Source organism: Collinsella aerofaciens (assembly GCF_015561195.1).
GTDB lineage: Bacteria > Actinomycetota > Coriobacteriia > Coriobacteriales > Coriobacteriaceae > Collinsella > Collinsella aerofaciens_AC.
The window spans coordinates 13,691-30,279 of record NZ_JADMSU010000016.1; the positions used below are offsets into that span (position 1 = coordinate 13,691).

Sequence of the window (16,589 nt, forward strand, 5' to 3'; positions counted from 1 at the left end):
TTTCATTTTCCCTTCCGTGGAAACATATCTTGCATCATCGCTTCATTCGTGAGTGTCCGGTTCCCAGACTTTACCGGCTCCCTTCCGTTTACACTCACGAACCCGTCAAAGAGAATCTTAAATACTGGCTCGGTGGTCTCCACTGCGTTGTGCCTTGCAAACGGGTCGTAGGCATCGTGAACGAAAAAATACGTTCCGTTCTTGCACGCAACATGGGCAACCTTCTTGCAAACGGGGCACCGGGCGCGAAGCTCCCGGAAATGCACCCATTCGTTTTTTGCCTTTTTCTCTTCGCCCATCTTGCACTGCTCCGTTCCAAACTCCGTCAAACGGTGGACTTGTCAGTAACGGCTTCTGGATATCCGTTTCCATGTTTGGGTAATCGGGATTCCGATTTTTTCCGCTTCCTACTCAGACATACCCAAATCTAGGATAGAGAGAAACATCATTCCAAATTCTGTCGGTTCTATCCAAGCGCCCTCTTCCGGCTTCCTATCCACGCATCGTGAAAAGCCTTCGTAGTATTTCGAGCGCCCGTTGATATCTGCGAGCGTTTCCCCATCAAGCTCTATCAAGACATGAGGTTTCGCGTTGTATCGTTTCGCTTTCACGAAACGGAAGGAAGGATGAAAGTGTCCCTTCATATCGTGCTCGCCAACCCACATGCTTTCGGCAACGAATAGAAGCTCGGCAACTGGTAGGATACCGACCTTCTCGGGCATCCGCTTTTTCAAGATAGCTTCCGCAGATGCCATGCTCCACAAACTCCCCGTGTCTTTGTAGTACCCCATACCCTATTTATCCTTCCTGCTCTGCATCGGGGTTATCAAAATCGTCGATTCGGATTTGGATGTTGTTGCGGTCTGCTTCCCTTCGGAGCGCAGCAAGGGCTTCCGCGACCTCCATAAACGTCTCCACCTCACGCGCGAGGACGCGCTGCGCTTCCCTCACATCGAACACCTTGATGCCATAGGTGTTCAAGAACTTCATGAACTGGTTCAAGTTCGTTCCCTGCTTCGCGAGTTCGTGTGCCGTCTTTTTCAAAGGCTCGGTGTCGATGACCTTGATTGTCACGTCATCGGAATGGATAAGTAACGTGCGGGCATATTCGGAAACCGTCATACCGTAATTCGCGGCTTTTCGCTTGAGTGTTCTCTTCTCCCGTTCAGACAATCTGATGAGAACTGCGGTTTCTCTTTTTGCCACCTTCATCACTCCCCTTCTGTATTTTCTCATAATCTCATAGTCGTATCGGTGCCGCCACCGTTTGACTATGACACGAAAGCGACGGTTCACTTTGCTGAGTAACGGGAACCGGCAATCCTAAATTGTCGATTCGTTAAGCGTAAGCGTCCTCCCGTCAAGGCTCCGAAAGCCGCTCGGGAGCAAGATGGAAGTGTATGGAAAAGTCTCGTTTACGTGACTTTGTATATACGCTTCCCAAATCTTGCAACTCGAAGAGCGGCCTTGGCCGGTGAGCACTGATATTCTATCAGTGCGAGAGCAGAAAAGGCATGGAAAAGGGGGTGCCGCCGCACCCTTTCCCATGCCTTTTCTGCGGGGTTTCCGGCTCGCCCGGAAACCAAGAACCCGAGGTGCCGCCACCTCGGGTTCCCATCATCTGCGAAGACGAAATCAATTTCTTTGAAGACTTGACAAAGATTCCTTCCAATCGCGTCTTGATAAGCGAACGGACACCATAAAAGGTGCCCGTTTTCTACGTTGCTGTTGATTCGTGCTCGCCATCCTCAATTTGAATTGCAGACCGCTACAGCTTCCATCCATTTCTTTCCAGAGCAACCAGCGCTTCACGTTGCCGGATGCCGAGTCCGCCGACACGCCTGCCTTTCGGTATCCGGTACAGTCGCATGATGACTACCGCCTTGCTCGCACCGATACCCGGAACACTTTGCAGAAGCGATGTGACCAAAATGCGCTTCGCATCCTCCTCGTCCATCGCATCCGTGAACGTAAGCTCGCCGGACTTCACGCGAGCTTTGAGTGCTGCATAGCGCCTGCGAGCCTGTATGGCAAGCTCTAGCGCATGGGCACGCTCCTCGCTGCTAAGGTTCGACAGATAGTTCTCTTTCTCGGTCATCGTTACTTCCTACTTCAACTCGTTGTCCCAGATGTTATCGTCAGGCTGCGCCGCATGTTTCCAACGGTTCGCATCCGCCCGACCGTTCCAGTCGGCGATGAACTTCTCGATAGCAATGGCGCATCCGCTGTCAAGAGCTTCTGCCCACCTCTCGTTGTTCTCATCGCACCAATTCTGAAATACCGCAAACTCGGTGACATTGTTCGCGACGATGTGCCTTCGCATCCCCCGCATCTGCGCGATAAACCTCGCGGTGGCGGGAACCATGGTGATTAAGTTCATGTTCCAATCCCTTTTTCCGAAGTGAATCCATCTACCGGCTCCACTTCCTCTCTAATAAAAACGCCCATCGAGTTCCGAAGCGAGCCTTTTCGTCTTCGTCTCTATGGAGCGGTCGAGACGTGCGACCGTCCTCTCTTTGCCTTCGATATCGCGGTCAAGCTCCGCGACGCGGCTGCGCTTCTGCTCGATTCTGTCCGTCAGCTCGTTGTAATCGCGCATCGCCTGCTGGTACTCCGGCACGTCGAGATGCTTGCGGTCGCAGTCCATGAGCCTTCGCTCGATGCCGTGTGCGGCTGCGGCCTTTTCCAGCTCGCTCATCATCAGGTTCTGCAAATCGGGAAGGCGCTCAAGACCGAGGGCCTTGAGCGCACCGCCCATCGACACCTGGGTCGAAAGTCCGCGCTTGCAGCCCGTCGCATACGGAATCCCCGCCATGTGCATATGCGGCGTTCCGTCCTTCTCGTCGAAATGGACGGCGATTTGGAACCACTCGATTGCTCCCTCAGTCTTTGAGCGAATCGAATCGGCGGTCTCCCTGAAAATCTCCTCGGCCTTGCCGTTGTCGAGTTCACCGCCGAACGTGTCGCGGTTCCCGATTTGCAGGACGTACTCGTAGCATGGCTTCGGGACGTTCACGCGCCCCTTGTTGCCCGATTTGACCCTCGCCGAATCATCGGAATAGGCCTTCTCTATTTTCGAGAGGTAATCGCCGATGCATCGCTCAGGATGGCCTTTCGATTTCTGCTTCGCGTTGTACGCCCTGAGCGAATCGCCGAAAACCGTCTCGTATGCCTCGGCAATCGGAACGTCGCGAATCGAGATGTTGCCGACGCTCAAATCGGCATCGACGTTCCTCAGGTTGGCGCGATAGGCCAAGTCCATGTTGTGCCGCGCGTTGTGGGCACCGGCTGAAACCGACATCGAGAGCGCCATGTGATACCACCATCCCCTTAACCAAGCTCCTCGGCAAGCAGTCGGACGATGAGCTTGGTCATGCTCTCCCCCGTCTCGATGCGGTGGAGTTGCGCTTCTTTGTGGAGCCAAGCCGGGATGAGGAGACTGATTTTCTTGAGTTCCACCTCGTCCGTCTCATGCTTGCCGGAACCTTCCTTCTGGATATCCGCCATCTCGCGCTTGGACTTCTGCGCGCTCGCCATGAACGCGTTCGCTGTGGTCTTGTTAGCCATTGTTCTTCTCCTCTTCGTTCAGAACCGAATCTGCAAGCAGCTCAATCGGGGCGACCACATGGCTCTTCGGGTCGTAATCCGCCACGGACACACCGGCTGCTGCGGCACGTGAGAGGGCAACGGCGCGGGGAATCTTCGCGATGATTGGAACCTCCTCGCCCTCAAGGTACTCCACGAGCTGACGGTCGAGTGTGCCGTAGGCATAAAAGTTGTTGACGATGACATACGCTTTTGCACCAGTGCCGGACTCACGTACGATATCGAGCGTTCTCAACGTCGGCTCCATGTCGCGCGTGCTCGGAAGCATGGGTACGAGGATGAGATTCGCCGCGCGGCACCAATCGTTCACACCGCCCACGAGCACGCCCGCCGTATCGACAACCTGAAAATCGCACTCCTCCGCGAAATCCGGGTCATCGCAGACCTCATGGACGGAACCGCCCTGCGGGTCGGTAGTGACGAACGCCACGGTCTTGCCGCGACGCTCAAGCGCAAAGGAAAGCTCGTCCGCGATGGTGGTCTTGCCGACCCCGCCCTTCTGGTTGAGCATCAAAATCGTGTACATGTTAGAAGTCCTTTCTGTCCTGTTTGAAAAACGCTACTCACGGGAATCGGATGCGCGCACAAGCCCGTAACCGACGGTGACGGAAAGTGCCAAGCACACGGCGAATACCGCAGCAGCCACGTTTCCGAAAACGACCGAAACCGTAAGTGTGAGAAACACCCACCATCCGACGGTCACCGCGAATAGCAGGCCGAGGAAGAGCATGAAGGGGATTTCCCGCACTGAATCGCCACGAAGGTGCATTCCGTCCTCCCTAGAACTGAATATCCGCATCATACGTTTCCGGTTCCGCAGACTGCCCCTGGGCAGAAACCGTATCCTTCCCGGCACCCTTCGAGTCCGCAAACTCGATATCGGTCACGAGAACGGAAAGGGCATGGCGCTTCTCATCGTTCTTCATCCAAGAGTGGTAGCGGAGCCGTCCATCCACCGAAACCTTCTTTCCCTTGGTGAGATAGGGAGCAAGCGCTTCGGCTCGCGCACCGAACAGGGCGCAATCGACAAACACCGGCGCATCGACATATTCGCCGGTCTCGCTGTCCTTCTTCTTCTCGTTGATGGCGAGTCCGAAGGTGAGGACACTCGTGGCATCCCCCTTTTTGCGAAGCTCCGCATCGCGCGTGAGGTTGCCCATGATGGTCACTCGGTTGATAGCCATTGTCTTTCCAATCTCTCGATGGTGTTTGCGGAGGATTCTGGAATCCTCCTGCCGGGAAAACTTTCGTCCCTTGCTGTCTATAAATATAGCAGACCAGAATACCAGCAACCCAGAGAGCAAGATAACCACATAGATTGCACACACTTACGCTGCAAAGATAAGGGCGTGTGAAAAGCAACGCTTCACACGCCCTAAGCACGTATCTACTCTGCTACGAGCCATTGTTCGAGCCATCGCTGCACGGCAAGCGTCGCGAGCGCGTCGGCAAGCGACCCGTGCGCCCTGCCCGTCCACTCGTATCCGATGTGGTCGGCGGCATCCACCAGCTTGTAGCGCCTTCCCATGAACCACGTGAACAGGTTCATGGTGTCCGTGATGCGTGCATCCTCTCTCGGGCGCACCCCGACGACGGATAGGAACCCGAGGTCGAATCCGACGTTGTAGCCGATAACCTCATCTGCCCCTGCAAAGATTTCCCTCAGTCGCGGTATGGCTGTCTCGATAGTCGGCAGGTCTGCCACGTCCTCCGGGTAGATGCCGTTGACGGCGCTCGCGTGCGGCCATTCGGTCTTCACGGTCGGTCGGAACCTCTCATCCAACAGGACGGAACCGTCCCTTCCGATGATGGAGATGGTCAGAATCTCATCCGGGTCGCTACCGTTCGGATGAAGACCGGTGGTCTCGGTCTGCTCGCAATGCGCCGTGTCGTATCGCCAATCATCGACCGTGTATCGACGTTCGTGCATCGTCTCTACGGAAGATACCCTTACCGTGCCGTCCTCGCCCCGATGGCACTGGACTTTCCTGACCGCGACCCCGAACCCACGATTCTCGACAGATTTCCTATCCGCTGCCAAGCACGCTGCAAACCCTGTGAGGAACCGCGCTTTTAGGCCGTCTCCGGTCTCAACAAAGTCAATGAGTGTATCGACCAGCCGCTCATAGCTCCTTGTCTCGACCTTTCCGGTGAATCCCCATTTGCGGTGCGCCCCGTCGGTCAAGGGTGCCATCTTGCCTGCCATGACCTCGTACCTATCCATTTCCACGCTCCCTATTTACGTTGCATCGAAAAAGAGGGGCATCTCTTTCCCGATGCCCCTTCAACTCCTTAGCGAATGCCGTCCGGTGAATACGGTGACCAAGGCTGGCCGAGTAGAACCAGCCAGTCGCACTCCTCGCTCTCCCCCAGCCGGAACAGATAAACCGCATCCGAGACAATCTCCTGCCAGTATGCCGTAAGGTCACCGAACCTGCCGGTATACTTGCAGTGGGGAACAGTGCCGCCCCCGTCATAGACCATGACCATATCGTTTTTCTCGATTTTCATTTGCTCCGTCCTTTCTGCCTTGGGATGGTTCCGGTGCCGTCCCCCTTGCTGCTATCTGTAATTATAGCTATGCGGCATACCAGCACACTCCACAACGCGAGACTCCACGCCTTCTCCATGGAACTCGGGTCATTAGGGGCGAGCAGCCCCTAATCTGAGGGAGCGTAAGCGACCGCGCCACGGAGAGACCCCGCGAAACCGTGGGGTGCCAAGAAAAGCCAACCTCACGTCACGGAGCCACCGCCCCTCCTTTCCCCGCCCTCTACCGAGCCGCTGCGGCGTGCCCCGCTTTGCCGCGCCTGCGGCCTATGGTTTCCCGAGAAGAAGGGGTTTTCAACATTCCGATGGGCGGAGGGTTCCTAGACTGACCCGGAGCCTGTCGGAATGTTGGAAACCCCGGCAGGTCAGTCCCCCCGTTTCCGCCAAGTAGAAGGCTTTTCCGCGCTTTCAATGGCCGGAGGGTTCCTAGCCCGACCCGCAGGCTGTTGGAAGGGTGGGAAAGCCGCCCCGAGTCCCCGTTCCCGCAACGACCCCGCGCCTTCACGCCGCCCGCAGGGCGGCTCCCAAAAAGCCAAAGAAAAAGGGCACCCTCCCGGATGCCCTTCACTCGATTTAACAATCCCCGCAATATCCGTCAGCCCATGCCAGACATTCAGCGGCTCCGCCCTCAAACACGAGATTCCCGTTTTCATCTCCTTCGTAAACCTTGATGTTGATTCTGCTCAGATACTCTTCTGCGCCGATGCCGACCTTGCCGCCGAAGTTGTCGTAAGCGCCCGTGACAACATAGGTGTAGCTCGCAGAGGGCACATTGTCCTCCCCGATGAACTCGATATCGGCATCCGCCATGCACATCGCCTTGAGGAAATGCTGGCACCAGTTTCGGTTATTGAGAATGTCCCTCTCCACGCTCGCTCCCGAAAAGTCGATATGTTGTTCAGGCTTGGTTCGCGATGCCACAACGAGCGAGTTGGCGATATCAATGGCATGGCAGCTGGGATAACCGTCATAGTGGCGATAGAACGTGGCGATGGTCTCCTCTTCCATCTGATTGCTTTTCCAGTTGAGGACGAGGTTCTTGAGGATGGTGACGGACGGTGTGCTCATGGTTTTTCCTTCCTGCCATGGGGCAGCTCGGTTGCCGCCCCTCTTGCTGTCTATAAATATAGCAGAACGGCATACCAGCAAGCAGGTAAACCGTACACTCCATATATCCTGCATATACAAGCAAAGAAAAAGGGCACCCTCCCGGATGCCCCGTGGTTCCTCTGCCCTAATAGTTCACAATCGCCTGATACTCCGGCATATCTTCTGAGAACTCATGCTCGTCTAGCGCATTGTAAAAGTCTGTCACCTTGCGAACCATGCACCGGTCGCAATACTTGGTAGCAGAGTCGCGCCAGTCCGCAAATGCCGGATTCGACTTGTCCCATTCAGCGCTGCCGCTAAAGATATAGGGACAACGGGAGCAAACATAGTCAACGGCTTCCTCTAACTTCTTGTCCTTCATGTTCGTCCTTCCTGCCATGGGGCGGCTCCACTGCCGTCCCCCTTGCTGTCTATAAATATAGCAGAACAGCATACCAGCAAACAGGCGAACCGTACACTCCTTATATCCTGCATATAAAAGCATGGATGAACTCGCCGATGGCGTGCCTAAACCTTATACTCGCAACTGCCGTATTCCAGACGGAATACATCATCCATGATGCCATCCTCGCTGTCGGGCACAAGCCTGACGAGACGGATGGTCTCATCCTCAGCATCGGAGCACAGGTCGATGATGAAACCGTCAAATCCCTCCCGCTCGCATCTTGAGACCATCCAACTTTCCTTGCAGTACGCTTCTGCAACGGCAAAGGCATCAAGCGCAGCTTCTCGACGCTTTATCTTCGCTTTGAAGCTCTCCTCCACCCCGTCACCGCCACTGCAACGACTGATGGAAAGCGTGTATCCGTCCATGTCTGTTCCTTCCCTTCACGAACCACTGCCTGTATTTTCGCTCCCCGTCAGAAAGTTTCTTCTATCGGCACGAAGAACTCCCCATCGCGAGTGCTCGCGTTTTTGTCTCCGAGCCAGCTGAGTTTCCTCCCTTCTGGCTAGCTAACAATAAATATAGCAGACCATCAAACCATAAACATGGCAAGCCATAAAACCATCATAACAACGCGGAGAAAAAAGGGCACCCGCGCAGGATGCCCCTTCTCATCTCACACGAACGGATTGGTGCAGCTGGAAGAATGCCGGACGCTGATTGAGGAAGTCCTTCAATATCTTGCCACCTCTATCTGGCACCAAGGAGCGCGATGAAGCCAACAGGTGCGATAAGGGTGCCTAGAACGCAGGCCGTCGCAAATCCGAGTGCCGCCATCTTCGTTCCCTCCGGTCGGTACGGCGCGTTGATGTTCATCAGGGATGCGGCGAGAATCCCGACGATGCCGCCGAGGAAGCCGAGGAAGAAGAAGCCTGCCTTCTGCCCGCTTGTAAGCGCGCGTTCCATCGTCATCAGCATCTGGTCTTTCCCTGCATCCTTGGAATACATCTGCCCAATTCCTTCCTTTTTCTTCGCAAAACCGGGGCACGGTGCCTTCGCCGCTGTTCCGGCACCGCGCCCTGCCGGAATCTTACCATCCTCCGCGCGTTATGGCACAATCTGTTCAGGGATGCCGTCAAGTAGGAAGGAAGAACCATGGCTACCATTCAAGATTTCGAGGAGCGTATCGAGAAACAGAAGGCGGAACTCGCCAAACTCGAAGCGAAGAAAAAGGAACTTGAAAAGAAGATTCGCGAGCGGAACCGGAAGTGGCGCTCTCTGGTCACCCATTCCGCTGGTGAAAGTGTGCTCTCCGCCGTCGGTTGCGCTTGGCAGGAACTCGACCTCGACGCACTCGACCGATTCCTTGCGAGCCATGCAGACGAGGTGAGCGACATGCTCACCGCCCACGGAAGTACCCCGGAGGATGCCAAGGCGCGTCTCGATGCACGCAAGAAGAAAACGGTGAAAACGGAGCCTGTCGCTGATGGTGGGTTACAGGCAGCGGAACCGGATAGCGAAAACTCCGACTGGTAACAGAAAAGGGAGCCGTGTGACCGAAATCACAGGCTCCCTTTTCTCCTGCCCGCACTCCGAGATAAAAGCAACAGGCAGAAAGGACTTTCGCTACTGTAACACAGCGCACCGCCGCACGGGACGCGAATCTGGCAGAACCATCTGAAAACGCGTGTCTAATTGTGAAAGAAGCATGAAATCTGACTGGAAAAGTCCACAAAACAGGACAGATATAGTAAAACATAATCACAGATTGCAAGCAGAAAGGAGCACCATGGATTTCAGCAGCTACTACTACTACATCCCCTTGAACTTCTACGAGACACCTGAGATGACGCTCATCGACCATGAGCCGAATGGGGATTCCGCGACCGTACTCGTCCTCGCCCTGGCTAAAATCCACACGCGCACAGTCACGAAAAACGATGACGGCACGTTCACCATCGTGACCGATGACGGCACGTTCACGGATACCGAAGTCATGGAAATGCTCTCCTCCTTCGGCTACCGGGCGAATCACGCCAAGTACACTCATGCCCTCGCGGTTGTCGCGAGGTTCCCACCCTTCGACCACCTCGCCTACTCCGAAGCCGAACGCGATAAGAAGACCCCGGAGGTGTACCAATGAAGCTCCGAGGAGCGTGGCGCAGGGACTACAGTGAGTTCTTCGACACGCAGGAAGCCCTACTCATCGACGCGATGGACAATGCGGACTCCATCTACACCGTCTTCGCCCGTCTACAATCGCTTGCGGTGAAATGCGGCTGCGCCGGGAAGCTCCTTCTCCACGAAAGCGTTCCCTACACCGACGAGATGCTTGCTGCGGTCACCAAGAAGACCGTTCCCGCCTTTCGGCAATGCGTGCAGCCGCTCGTGCAGCTCGGCCTTGTCATCTGCGAGGATGGCATCTACGCCATCGCGGACTGGGAGTTTAACCAGAACGTCCCGGCAATCGACGCGATGCGCGAGGAAAACCGTGTGCGCAAGGCTTCGGAGCGTGCCCGTAAGAACGGAAAGGGAACCCGTCAGTTGAAGAAGGATAAAGTGCTCGCATACCTTACCGAGCATCCGGAAGCCACGAATACCGAGGTTGCCGAGAAGACCGGAGTGAGCCGCCCCTCCGTTATCAAGTACCGCAAGGAATATGCGCCAGCACTTCCAGCCCCAAAAGGCGGAAAAATCGTAAAAGATGACGGCACGAAAGTTGACACTGTAAAAATTGACGGTGTAAAAGTTGACAGCTTTGACAGCAAAGTTGACGTCAATTTTGACGTAAAAGTTGACAGTGATTTTGACACCGGTTTTTACACTGACGCAGACGGTAAAAGCGCAGGTAGACAATCTGCACGGGCTGAAAATGAAGCTGTAAAAATTGCGTCACGCCCTAAGAATATAGATGATAGATATAAGAATACATCTACATCTACAGCTGTGGCTGATGGGGAGGGGATGACAGGTTCTGGAATCCCGACAAGGGAGGAAGTCCGCTCGCACTTCGCGGAAATGGGATTCGCGGTTGACCCCGACCGCTTCTTCGATGTGAACGAGGGACGCGGCTGGCGCACGAACTCCGGCAAGCCCGTCGATGACTGGAAGAAACTCGCCGCAGTCTGGGACAGGAACGAGCGCCCGAAGGCCGCGACCCCTCCCGCACGCACGGAACCGAAGGCCAACGCGGTCGGGAAAATCCCCTCCGTCGAGGAGGTCATGGCGAAATGGGGCTGTGACCGGGAGACGGCTCAGGGATATATCGACGAGAACATGTACTAGAAATGCCCCTGAGAATGCCTGAGAGCCTGCCTATGACACGTTAAATGTCATGTGGCAGCAACTGCCCGAACAAGACTGCAAAGTCCCGTAGACAGGCTCTCAGACAGGGTAACGCAGAAAGGACGAGGTAAATGAGTGAAAACGTAACGAAAACCAAGGAGCAGGACGGACGGAAGCCGGGCGAGGACTATCGCGACGCGGACGGCATCCTCGTCTGCGGGAAATGCGGAGAGCCACGCGAGCGGATGTTCCCGGCGGGCGGAATCTTCAAGGAGCCGCACCTTGTCCCGACCATGTGCCGTTGCCAGAGGGAGGAAGCGGACAGGCAGCGCGAGGAAGCCGAGCGGGCGGAGAAAAGGCGCAGGACGGAACGGCTAAGGAAGCAGTGCTTCCCCTCATCCGGCAGGTACGCCTTCTGCACCTTCGATGCCGATGACGGCAGGAACGCGGCTCAGAGCACCGTCTGCAAGGCATTTGCCGCGACCTTCGACCCGAAAGACCCGGAGGGGCTTGTCCTGTACGGGAAGCGCGGCACGGGCAAGAGCTTCCATGCGTCCTGCATCGCGAACGCCGTCATCGAGCGCGGGTTCTCCTGTCTCGTGACCGATATCAAGCAGGTCGTGAACCTGATGGAATCCTCCTTCGAGAAGCGTTCCGGGAACCTTGAGAGAATCCTCGCCCCAGACCTCCTCATCCTTGAAGACCTCGGTGCCCAGCGCTCCACCGAGTACGTCATGGAGCACGTCTACGACGTTATCGACGGACGCTACAAGGCGGGGAAACCGATGGTGATAACGACGAACTTCGACTTTCGCGAGAGAATCCTGAACGCCACGGCAGATGACCCGTGGGGACGTGTCTTCGACCGCATCGTTGAGGTCGGGTTCCCGGTGAAGTACGACGGCAATTCGCGCCGTCGGGAAATCGGAATGAAGAACCGCAAAGATTTCAAGCGGAAGTTGGGAATCGAGGGGATAGAATCGTAGCGGAGCGGTTTTTAAGCATCAGCCGCTTCTTCCTGATTCTGGTGCCGATTTCCTTCCCGGCACCGTCCCAGCGCCCCGTAGCGTATCAACGCTGCGGGGCTTTCTTTTTCCTCTTGGCAGGAAAGGGCACGGAAATCGTGCCTATACCGAAAGGAGGAAAAAAAGATGACGAAAGAGAAAGCGAACCGTAACGAAGTGGTCGGCATGTTCCTGACCTATTGCCGGAAGACCCTCGTGAACGCGCGGACGGACGTTTTGAGGGAGCGCAAAAGGAGACGCAACCGCGAGGTGCTGTTCTGCGACCTCAGAAGAAGTGAACTCGAAAGCCTTGCGGACTGGCAGGACGTGCCGGAGCGGGAAACCGTATTCGATGCCGCCGGGAAGCCTATCGGCGTGACAGACAAAGACCTCGCGGATGCGCTGGAAAAACTCTGCCCAGAGGAGCAGGCAATCATCCTGCTCTCCTATTTTGCCGGATGGTCGGATAGGCGTATCGGTGAGGACATGGGGTTCCCGCGCTCCACGGTGCAGAACCGTCGCGCCCGTGCGCTCGCCCGTCTTGCGGACATTCTGACGGAAGGGGGTGACCCGCATGGCAAAGACAAAGATTGACTACGATACCGTCGTTGCCGCGACAAGCGGAGATGCCCTTGCTGCCGGGGCGGTGCTCGATTACTTCAACGACTTCATGGACGGACTCTGCACCGGGTTCTACACCGACGCGGATGGCTTCTGGGACTACGGCATCGACCTCTCGATGAAGTCGTTCATGCAGGCGAAGCTGTTGCGTGCGATGCTGAGGTTTAAACCGTAAACAGTAAAACCACAAACACAGGAAACCAGACAACCAGAAAGAAGGAAAGGAAGCAGACTATATACAAACACGCTCTGACCTGCTACAATACAGTCAGAAAGACGAGTAGTCTGCTTTCCTGTCAAAAGGAGAGCCATGGTAACCGTAACGAAAAAAGATTTAGTTGCCCTCGGCTATGGGAACTCTTTCGCCACCGATATCATCCGTCTGGCGAAAATTCGCATGGTTGAGAAGGGCTATCCCTTCTACTCCTCACGCAAGCTCGACCGCGTTCCGGCGGAAGCCGTCGAGGAGCTTCTTGGGATTGCCTTAGACGGTGATGCCGCTGGTCGCGCTCCTGAAAAAGGAGTAAAGACAAATGGCAAACGACCAAATTAAGAAAGCCGATAACGGCACCTACTATTTCCGCGCCAATCTCGGATTCGACCATTCCACGGGAAAGCGGATTCAGAAATACCGGAGCGGATTCAAGACAAAAAAAGAAGCGAAAGAGGAATATGCAAAACTCGTTTTGCAATTTGCTTCCCAATCGCTTCCCACCGAACAGAAAAGGATTCCCTTCGGAACGTTCATTGAGGACACCTACCTGCCTTGGTATCAGACACAGGTAAAGGAGAGTACCTTCGAGAACCGCGCCGGTACGGTGCGGAAACACTTCTCCTGCTTCTACGAGAAGTTTACCGATGCCATCGAGCCAATCGACATACAGAACTGGCAGCTTGCCCTCATCCGGGCGGGATATAGCCCGAACTACGTGCGCGTCACACAGGGAATGCTCTCCGTTGCCTTCGACCGTGCCGTCATATTGGGTATTACGGAAAGGAACCCGTCACGGATGGTCGGCAACGTTCGTGGGCAGAAACCGCTTGTGGACTTCTGGACGCTTGATGAGTTCGAGAAGGTGATTTCCAAACTCTACAAGGGAGACTACTACGAGCACTACCTGTTCATCAGCCTGCTCTTCCTATTCATGAGTGGGATGCGGCTTGGGGAAGCATCTGCCCTCCTGTGGAGCGATATCGACTTCACGACCGGGCTTTGTTCCATCACCAAAACGCTCTATTACCACAACCAGTCGGACTACAAGTTCACGAAACCGAAGACGCGTGCGGCAATCCGCTCCATCTATCTGGATGAGGACACGCTTTCCGAACTCGCCGCATGGCGCAAGGTGCAGCGCGTTGTCATCCCTGACTGTGAGTTCGTTTTGAGCTACAACGGGCTTCCGACCACAAAGACAAGGCTTCCGCGTGCGATGAAGAAGCTCGCAGACCTCGCAGGCGTTCACCGCGTCCGGGTTCACGACCTTCGCCACTCCCACGCGTCACTTCTCATCAACATGGGAGAAAGCCCATTGCTCCTCAAGGAACGGCTCGGGCATGAGAAGATACAGACCACGCTTGGGACATATGGGCACCTGTATCCCAATACCAACCAAGCAGTCGCAAAGAAGCTCACCACCAACGAGAAGGGCGAGACCGGCAGGAGCGGACTCCTGACTGCGGGCACCTATACGGTCAAGGAGACCAAGGCTCCGGAGGGCTACTACGCCGCCGATGACTTCACCGTCACCGTCAACGCCGGTCAGGTCACCAAGAAGACCGTCGGCGATAAGCCTTATAACGACCCGCTCCGTATGGTTGTCGGCAAGTTCGACGGTCAGAAGACCTACAACGGCGCTGGGAACCTCCCGCAGGGTTCCGCCACCCTCGCCGATGCCGAGTTCACCGTCGATTACTACGACACCTTCGACTACGACAATTACGATGCCCTCAAGAAGGCCGATATCGAGCCGACCCGCTCTTGGACGTTCAAGACGAACGCGAATGGTATTGCACATTTCACGGCGGATGATTTCGTCTCCGGCGATGTTTTCTACTACAACACCAACAACGACCCTTGCATCCCGCGCGGCACCATCGTCGTGCGTGAGACCAAGGCACCGACGGGCTACCTCAAGAGCAACGCCATCAGCTTCCAGAAGATTATGGAAGGCTCTAATGTCGATGCCCTACGCACCTATAACCTCGCTGAGGTTCCCGAGCAGGTCTATCGCTCCGACTTCGAGTTCACCAAGAAGGCCGAGAACGGTTCTGACTGCCTTGCGGGCGTACCTTTCAAGGTGACCTCCCTCACCACCGGCGAGTCCCACATCGCCGTGACCGACGAGAACGGCTATTTCAGCTCCGCGTCCTCTTGGAACGCCCATGACGGCAATACCAACGCGAACGACTGGGCGCTGACCGCCGATGGCACCATCGACAGCTTCAAGCTCAACGCGTCCGCCGGTTTCTGGTTCGGCAACAACACCGTGGTCGGTGAGGACGGAAACGCCACCACCGGCGATGCCCTCAAGGCCGACAACTCCCTCGGTGCCCTGCCCTTCGACACTTACAGTGTCGAGGAGCTTCGCTGCACCGCGAATGAGGGATACGCACTGGTGAACACCACCGTCACCATCAGCCGCAGCGGTGCTTCCATCGACTTCGGCACTCTCGATGACCCGGAGCCGGAAATCCACACCACCGCCTATGACGCATCCGACAGCGACCACTACATCGGTGTCGGCACCGTCAAGGTTACCGACAAGGTTGAGTACAGCCACCTCGTTGCGGGCAAGACCTACACCGTCACCGGTGAGGTTCACGACACCAAGACTGGTGACGTGCCCAAGGTGAACGGTAAGACCGTGACCGCAGAGAAGACCTTTACCGCAGAGGAGTCCCATGGCTCCGTGACCGTCGATTTCTCCTTCGACAGCTACGACCTCGCGGGCAAGACCCTCGTGGTCTACGAGACCCTGGCCGATGCGAAGGGCGCAAAGCTCGCCGAGCACAAGGACAAGGATGACGTTTCCCAGCAGGTGACCGTGCTCACGCCGAAGCTCTCGACAAGCGCCGTGAGCGAAGCGGACAACAGCAAGTCCGTCACCGCTGAGGGTGATGCTACTGTCACCGATTACGTCCGTTACACCGGGCTTACCGCCGGGCAGACCTATACGCTCACGGGAACCCTTATGGACAAGTCCACCAAGAAGGCTTTCGTGAATGCCGACGGCAACCCCGTCACCGCGACTGCGGAGTTCACGGCGGAAGCCGAAAGCGGTACCGCGACCGTGACCTTCACATTTGATGCCAGCGGTATCAAGACCGGCACCAAGCTCGTCGCCTTCGAGACCCTTTCCACGAACGGTATCGAGATTGCCGACCACAAGGATATCAACGACATTGACCAGACCGTTACCGTGAAGGCTCCCGTTATCGGAACCACCGCCGTCGATGCCGCCGACGGTGATAAGACGGTCACGGGCGAGGAAAATGTCGCTGTCCGCGATACCGTCCACTACAACAACGTGACCCCCGGCAAGACCTACAAGGTCACCGGCACTCTCTACGAGAAAGTCACCGACAAGGACGGTAGGGTCTCCAAGAAGGTATTCAAGGATAAGAACGGCAACCCTGTCACTGCGGAAGCGAACTTCACCGCAGAGGACTCCTACGGAAATGTCGATGTGACTTTCTACTTCGATGGAAGCTCGCTCAAGGAAGGTACCTCTCTCGTTGCCTTCGAGTCCCTGTCCTACAACGACAAGGAGATTGCTTCCCATGCCGATGTGAACGATGCCGGTCAGACTGTCACCATTACGAAGCCCAAGCTCTCCACTACCGCAACGGATGCCCTTGATGGTGATAAGAACCTCATCGGTGAGGATAATGCCACCATCGTCGATACCGTCCATTACATGAACGTGACACCCGGCAAGACCTACAAGGTTTCCGGCACCCTCTACGAGAAGGTCACCGACAAGGACGGTAGGGTCTCCAAGAAGCAGCTCCTCGATGCCGACGGCAAC

General features: G+C 56.0%; 24 protein-coding genes. 8 read left to right on the top strand and 16 right to left on the bottom strand.

Translation table 11 applies throughout. The annotated features are described in order from the left end of the window. Positions 1-2: 2 nt before the first annotated feature. The 16 genes from I2H81_RS09985 to I2H81_RS10060 all read right to left on the bottom strand — a co-directional run bounded on the left by I2H81_RS09985 (position 3) and on the right by I2H81_RS10060 (position 8,659). Positions 3-299, bottom strand: coding sequence for a hypothetical protein (locus tag I2H81_RS09985; RefSeq protein ID WP_055168054.1), 297 nt, complete (start codon positions 297-299; stop codon positions 3-5). A 108-nt stretch (positions 300-407) separates the two neighbouring features. Next, the gene (locus I2H81_RS09990) at positions 408-755 is read right to left on the bottom strand and encodes a hypothetical protein (protein ID WP_195645439.1); all 348 of its coding nucleotides are present in this window, start codon (positions 753-755) and stop codon (positions 408-410) included. 43 nt (positions 756-798) lie between these two features. Continuing rightward, the gene (locus I2H81_RS09995; protein ID WP_195371146.1) at positions 799-1,212 is read right to left on the bottom strand and encodes a plasmid mobilization protein; all 414 of its coding nucleotides are present in this window, start codon (positions 1,210-1,212) and stop codon (positions 799-801) included. Between the two features lie 556 nt (positions 1,213-1,768). After that, complete coding sequence (gene mihF / locus I2H81_RS10000; RefSeq protein ID WP_195371148.1) at positions 1,769-2,098, bottom strand: integration host factor, actinobacterial type; 330 nt, start codon at positions 2,096-2,098, stop codon at positions 1,769-1,771. Between the two features lie 9 nt (positions 2,099-2,107). Further along, on the bottom strand, positions 2,108-2,380 hold the full coding sequence (locus tag I2H81_RS10005; protein WP_055158128.1) for a hypothetical protein: 273 nt from the start codon (positions 2,378-2,380) through the stop codon (positions 2,108-2,110). 51 nt (positions 2,381-2,431) lie between these two features. Further along, positions 2,432-3,313, bottom strand: coding sequence for a plasmid recombination protein (locus I2H81_RS10010; protein ID WP_195371150.1), 882 nt, complete (start codon positions 3,311-3,313; stop codon positions 2,432-2,434). Positions 3,314-3,330: 17 nt separating this feature from the next. After that, entirely contained in the window at positions 3,331-3,567 is a 237-nt protein-coding gene (locus tag I2H81_RS10015) for a hypothetical protein (RefSeq protein ID WP_117527831.1), read from the bottom strand. Beyond that, positions 3,560-4,132: a ParA family protein gene (locus tag I2H81_RS10020; protein WP_055168044.1), complete on the bottom strand. Its 573-nt coding sequence runs from the start codon at positions 4,130-4,132 to the stop codon at positions 3,560-3,562. The genes I2H81_RS10015 and I2H81_RS10020 overlap by 8 nt, the downstream gene beginning before the upstream one ends. A gap of 33 nt (positions 4,133-4,165) precedes the next feature. Then, entirely contained in the window at positions 4,166-4,375 is a 210-nt protein-coding gene (locus I2H81_RS10025) for a hypothetical protein (protein WP_195645440.1), read from the bottom strand. Between the two features lie 10 nt (positions 4,376-4,385). Next, positions 4,386-4,790: a single-stranded DNA-binding protein gene (locus I2H81_RS10030; RefSeq protein WP_195371152.1), complete on the bottom strand. Its 405-nt coding sequence runs from the start codon at positions 4,788-4,790 to the stop codon at positions 4,386-4,388. A gap of 203 nt (positions 4,791-4,993) precedes the next feature. Next, positions 4,994-5,830 (bottom strand): 3'-5' exonuclease, encoded by an 837-nt coding sequence (locus I2H81_RS10035; protein WP_195371154.1) that lies wholly within the window; start codon positions 5,828-5,830, stop codon positions 4,994-4,996. Positions 5,831-5,898: 68 nt separating this feature from the next. Continuing rightward, positions 5,899-6,117: a hypothetical protein gene (locus I2H81_RS10040; RefSeq protein WP_117774010.1), complete on the bottom strand. Its 219-nt coding sequence runs from the start codon at positions 6,115-6,117 to the stop codon at positions 5,899-5,901. Positions 6,118-6,729: 612 nt separating this feature from the next. Beyond that, a complete protein-coding gene (locus I2H81_RS10045) occupies positions 6,730-7,224 on the bottom strand; it encodes a hypothetical protein (protein ID WP_195371160.1) in 495 nt (164 codons plus the stop codon). A gap of 166 nt (positions 7,225-7,390) precedes the next feature. Then, positions 7,391-7,627 carry a hypothetical protein gene (locus tag I2H81_RS10050; protein ID WP_195371162.1) on the bottom strand — a complete coding sequence of 79 codons (237 nt, stop codon included), beginning with the start codon at positions 7,625-7,627 and terminating at the stop codon, positions 7,391-7,393. A gap of 146 nt (positions 7,628-7,773) precedes the next feature. Then, positions 7,774-8,079, bottom strand: coding sequence for a hypothetical protein (locus tag I2H81_RS10055; protein WP_055261529.1), 306 nt, complete (start codon positions 8,077-8,079; stop codon positions 7,774-7,776). A 322-nt stretch (positions 8,080-8,401) separates the two neighbouring features. After that, complete coding sequence (locus tag I2H81_RS10060) at positions 8,402-8,659, bottom strand: hypothetical protein (RefSeq protein ID WP_195371163.1); 258 nt, start codon at positions 8,657-8,659, stop codon at positions 8,402-8,404. Between the two features lie 147 nt (positions 8,660-8,806). Between I2H81_RS10060 and I2H81_RS10065 the strand changes: the two genes are divergently transcribed. The 8 genes from I2H81_RS10065 to I2H81_RS10650 form a co-directional block, all read left to right on the top strand. Then, a complete protein-coding gene (locus tag I2H81_RS10065) occupies positions 8,807-9,187 on the top strand; it encodes a hypothetical protein (protein WP_055261531.1) in 381 nt (126 codons plus the stop codon). 253 nt (positions 9,188-9,440) lie between these two features. Next, positions 9,441-9,794: a hypothetical protein gene (locus I2H81_RS10070; protein WP_195253387.1), complete on the top strand. Its 354-nt coding sequence runs from the start codon at positions 9,441-9,443 to the stop codon at positions 9,792-9,794. Next, positions 9,791-10,936, top strand: coding sequence for a phage replisome organizer N-terminal domain-containing protein (locus tag I2H81_RS10075; protein ID WP_195371165.1), 1,146 nt, complete (start codon positions 9,791-9,793; stop codon positions 10,934-10,936). The genes I2H81_RS10070 and I2H81_RS10075 overlap by 4 nt, the downstream gene beginning before the upstream one ends. Before the next feature lie 131 nt (positions 10,937-11,067). After that, positions 11,068-11,922, top strand: coding sequence for an ATP-binding protein (locus I2H81_RS10080; RefSeq protein WP_175306231.1), 855 nt, complete (start codon positions 11,068-11,070; stop codon positions 11,920-11,922). Positions 11,923-12,087: 165 nt separating this feature from the next. Next, positions 12,088-12,534 (top strand): sigma-70 family RNA polymerase sigma factor, encoded by a 447-nt coding sequence (locus I2H81_RS10085; RefSeq protein ID WP_118382994.1) that lies wholly within the window; start codon positions 12,088-12,090, stop codon positions 12,532-12,534. Next, positions 12,515-12,736 (top strand): helix-turn-helix domain-containing protein, encoded by a 222-nt coding sequence (locus I2H81_RS10090; RefSeq protein ID WP_055167999.1) that lies wholly within the window; start codon positions 12,515-12,517, stop codon positions 12,734-12,736. The genes I2H81_RS10085 and I2H81_RS10090 overlap by 20 nt, the downstream gene beginning before the upstream one ends. A gap of 135 nt (positions 12,737-12,871) precedes the next feature. Further along, on the top strand, positions 12,872-13,114 hold the full coding sequence (locus I2H81_RS10095; RefSeq protein ID WP_055167997.1) for a DUF3173 domain-containing protein: 243 nt from the start codon (positions 12,872-12,874) through the stop codon (positions 13,112-13,114). After that, positions 13,095-16,589, top strand: a 3,495-nt coding sequence (locus I2H81_RS10650) for a VaFE repeat-containing surface-anchored protein (protein WP_195645441.1), incomplete at its 3' end; no start/stop codon positions are given. The genes I2H81_RS10095 and I2H81_RS10650, both read left to right, overlap by 20 nt.

Coding starts and splice junctions, on each gene's coding strand:
- I2H81_RS09985 (WP_055168054.1), bottom strand. CDS start 299: ATGGGCGAAGAGAAAAAGGCAAAAAACGAATGGGTGCATTTCCGGGAG.
- I2H81_RS09990 (WP_195645439.1), bottom strand. CDS start 755: ATGGCATCTGCGGAAGCTATCTTGAAAAAGCGGATGCCCGAGAAGGTC.
- I2H81_RS09995 (WP_195371146.1), bottom strand. CDS start 1,212: ATGAAGGTGGCAAAAAGAGAAACCGCAGTTCTCATCAGATTGTCTGAA.
- mihF (WP_195371148.1), bottom strand. CDS start 2,098: ATGACCGAGAAAGAGAACTATCTGTCGAACCTTAGCAGCGAGGAGCGT.
- I2H81_RS10005 (WP_055158128.1), bottom strand. CDS start 2,380: ATGAACTTAATCACCATGGTTCCCGCCACCGCGAGGTTTATCGCGCAG.
- I2H81_RS10010 (WP_195371150.1), bottom strand. CDS start 3,313: ATGGCGCTCTCGATGTCGGTTTCAGCCGGTGCCCACAACGCGCGGCAC.
- I2H81_RS10015 (WP_117527831.1), bottom strand. CDS start 3,567: ATGGCTAACAAGACCACAGCGAACGCGTTCATGGCGAGCGCGCAGAAG.
- I2H81_RS10020 (WP_055168044.1), bottom strand. CDS start 4,132: ATGTACACGATTTTGATGCTCAACCAGAAGGGCGGGGTCGGCAAGACC.
- I2H81_RS10025 (WP_195645440.1), bottom strand. CDS start 4,375: ATGCACCTTCGTGGCGATTCAGTGCGGGAAATCCCCTTCATGCTCTTC.
- I2H81_RS10030 (WP_195371152.1), bottom strand. CDS start 4,790: ATGGCTATCAACCGAGTGACCATCATGGGCAACCTCACGCGCGATGCG.
- I2H81_RS10035 (WP_195371154.1), bottom strand. CDS start 5,830: ATGGATAGGTACGAGGTCATGGCAGGCAAGATGGCACCCTTGACCGAC.
- I2H81_RS10040 (WP_117774010.1), bottom strand. CDS start 6,117: ATGAAAATCGAGAAAAACGATATGGTCATGGTCTATGACGGGGGCGGC.
- I2H81_RS10045 (WP_195371160.1), bottom strand. CDS start 7,224: ATGAGCACACCGTCCGTCACCATCCTCAAGAACCTCGTCCTCAACTGG.
- I2H81_RS10050 (WP_195371162.1), bottom strand. CDS start 7,627: ATGAAGGACAAGAAGTTAGAGGAAGCCGTTGACTATGTTTGCTCCCGT.
- I2H81_RS10055 (WP_055261529.1), bottom strand. CDS start 8,079: ATGGACGGATACACGCTTTCCATCAGTCGTTGCAGTGGCGGTGACGGG.
- I2H81_RS10060 (WP_195371163.1), bottom strand. CDS start 8,659: ATGTATTCCAAGGATGCAGGGAAAGACCAGATGCTGATGACGATGGAA.
- I2H81_RS10065 (WP_055261531.1), top strand. CDS start 8,807: ATGGCTACCATTCAAGATTTCGAGGAGCGTATCGAGAAACAGAAGGCG.
- I2H81_RS10070 (WP_195253387.1), top strand. CDS start 9,441: ATGGATTTCAGCAGCTACTACTACTACATCCCCTTGAACTTCTACGAG.
- I2H81_RS10075 (WP_195371165.1), top strand. CDS start 9,791: ATGAAGCTCCGAGGAGCGTGGCGCAGGGACTACAGTGAGTTCTTCGAC.
- I2H81_RS10080 (WP_175306231.1), top strand. CDS start 11,068: ATGAGTGAAAACGTAACGAAAACCAAGGAGCAGGACGGACGGAAGCCG.
- I2H81_RS10085 (WP_118382994.1), top strand. CDS start 12,088: ATGACGAAAGAGAAAGCGAACCGTAACGAAGTGGTCGGCATGTTCCTG.
- I2H81_RS10090 (WP_055167999.1), top strand. CDS start 12,515: ATGGCAAAGACAAAGATTGACTACGATACCGTCGTTGCCGCGACAAGC.
- I2H81_RS10095 (WP_055167997.1), top strand. CDS start 12,872: ATGGTAACCGTAACGAAAAAAGATTTAGTTGCCCTCGGCTATGGGAAC.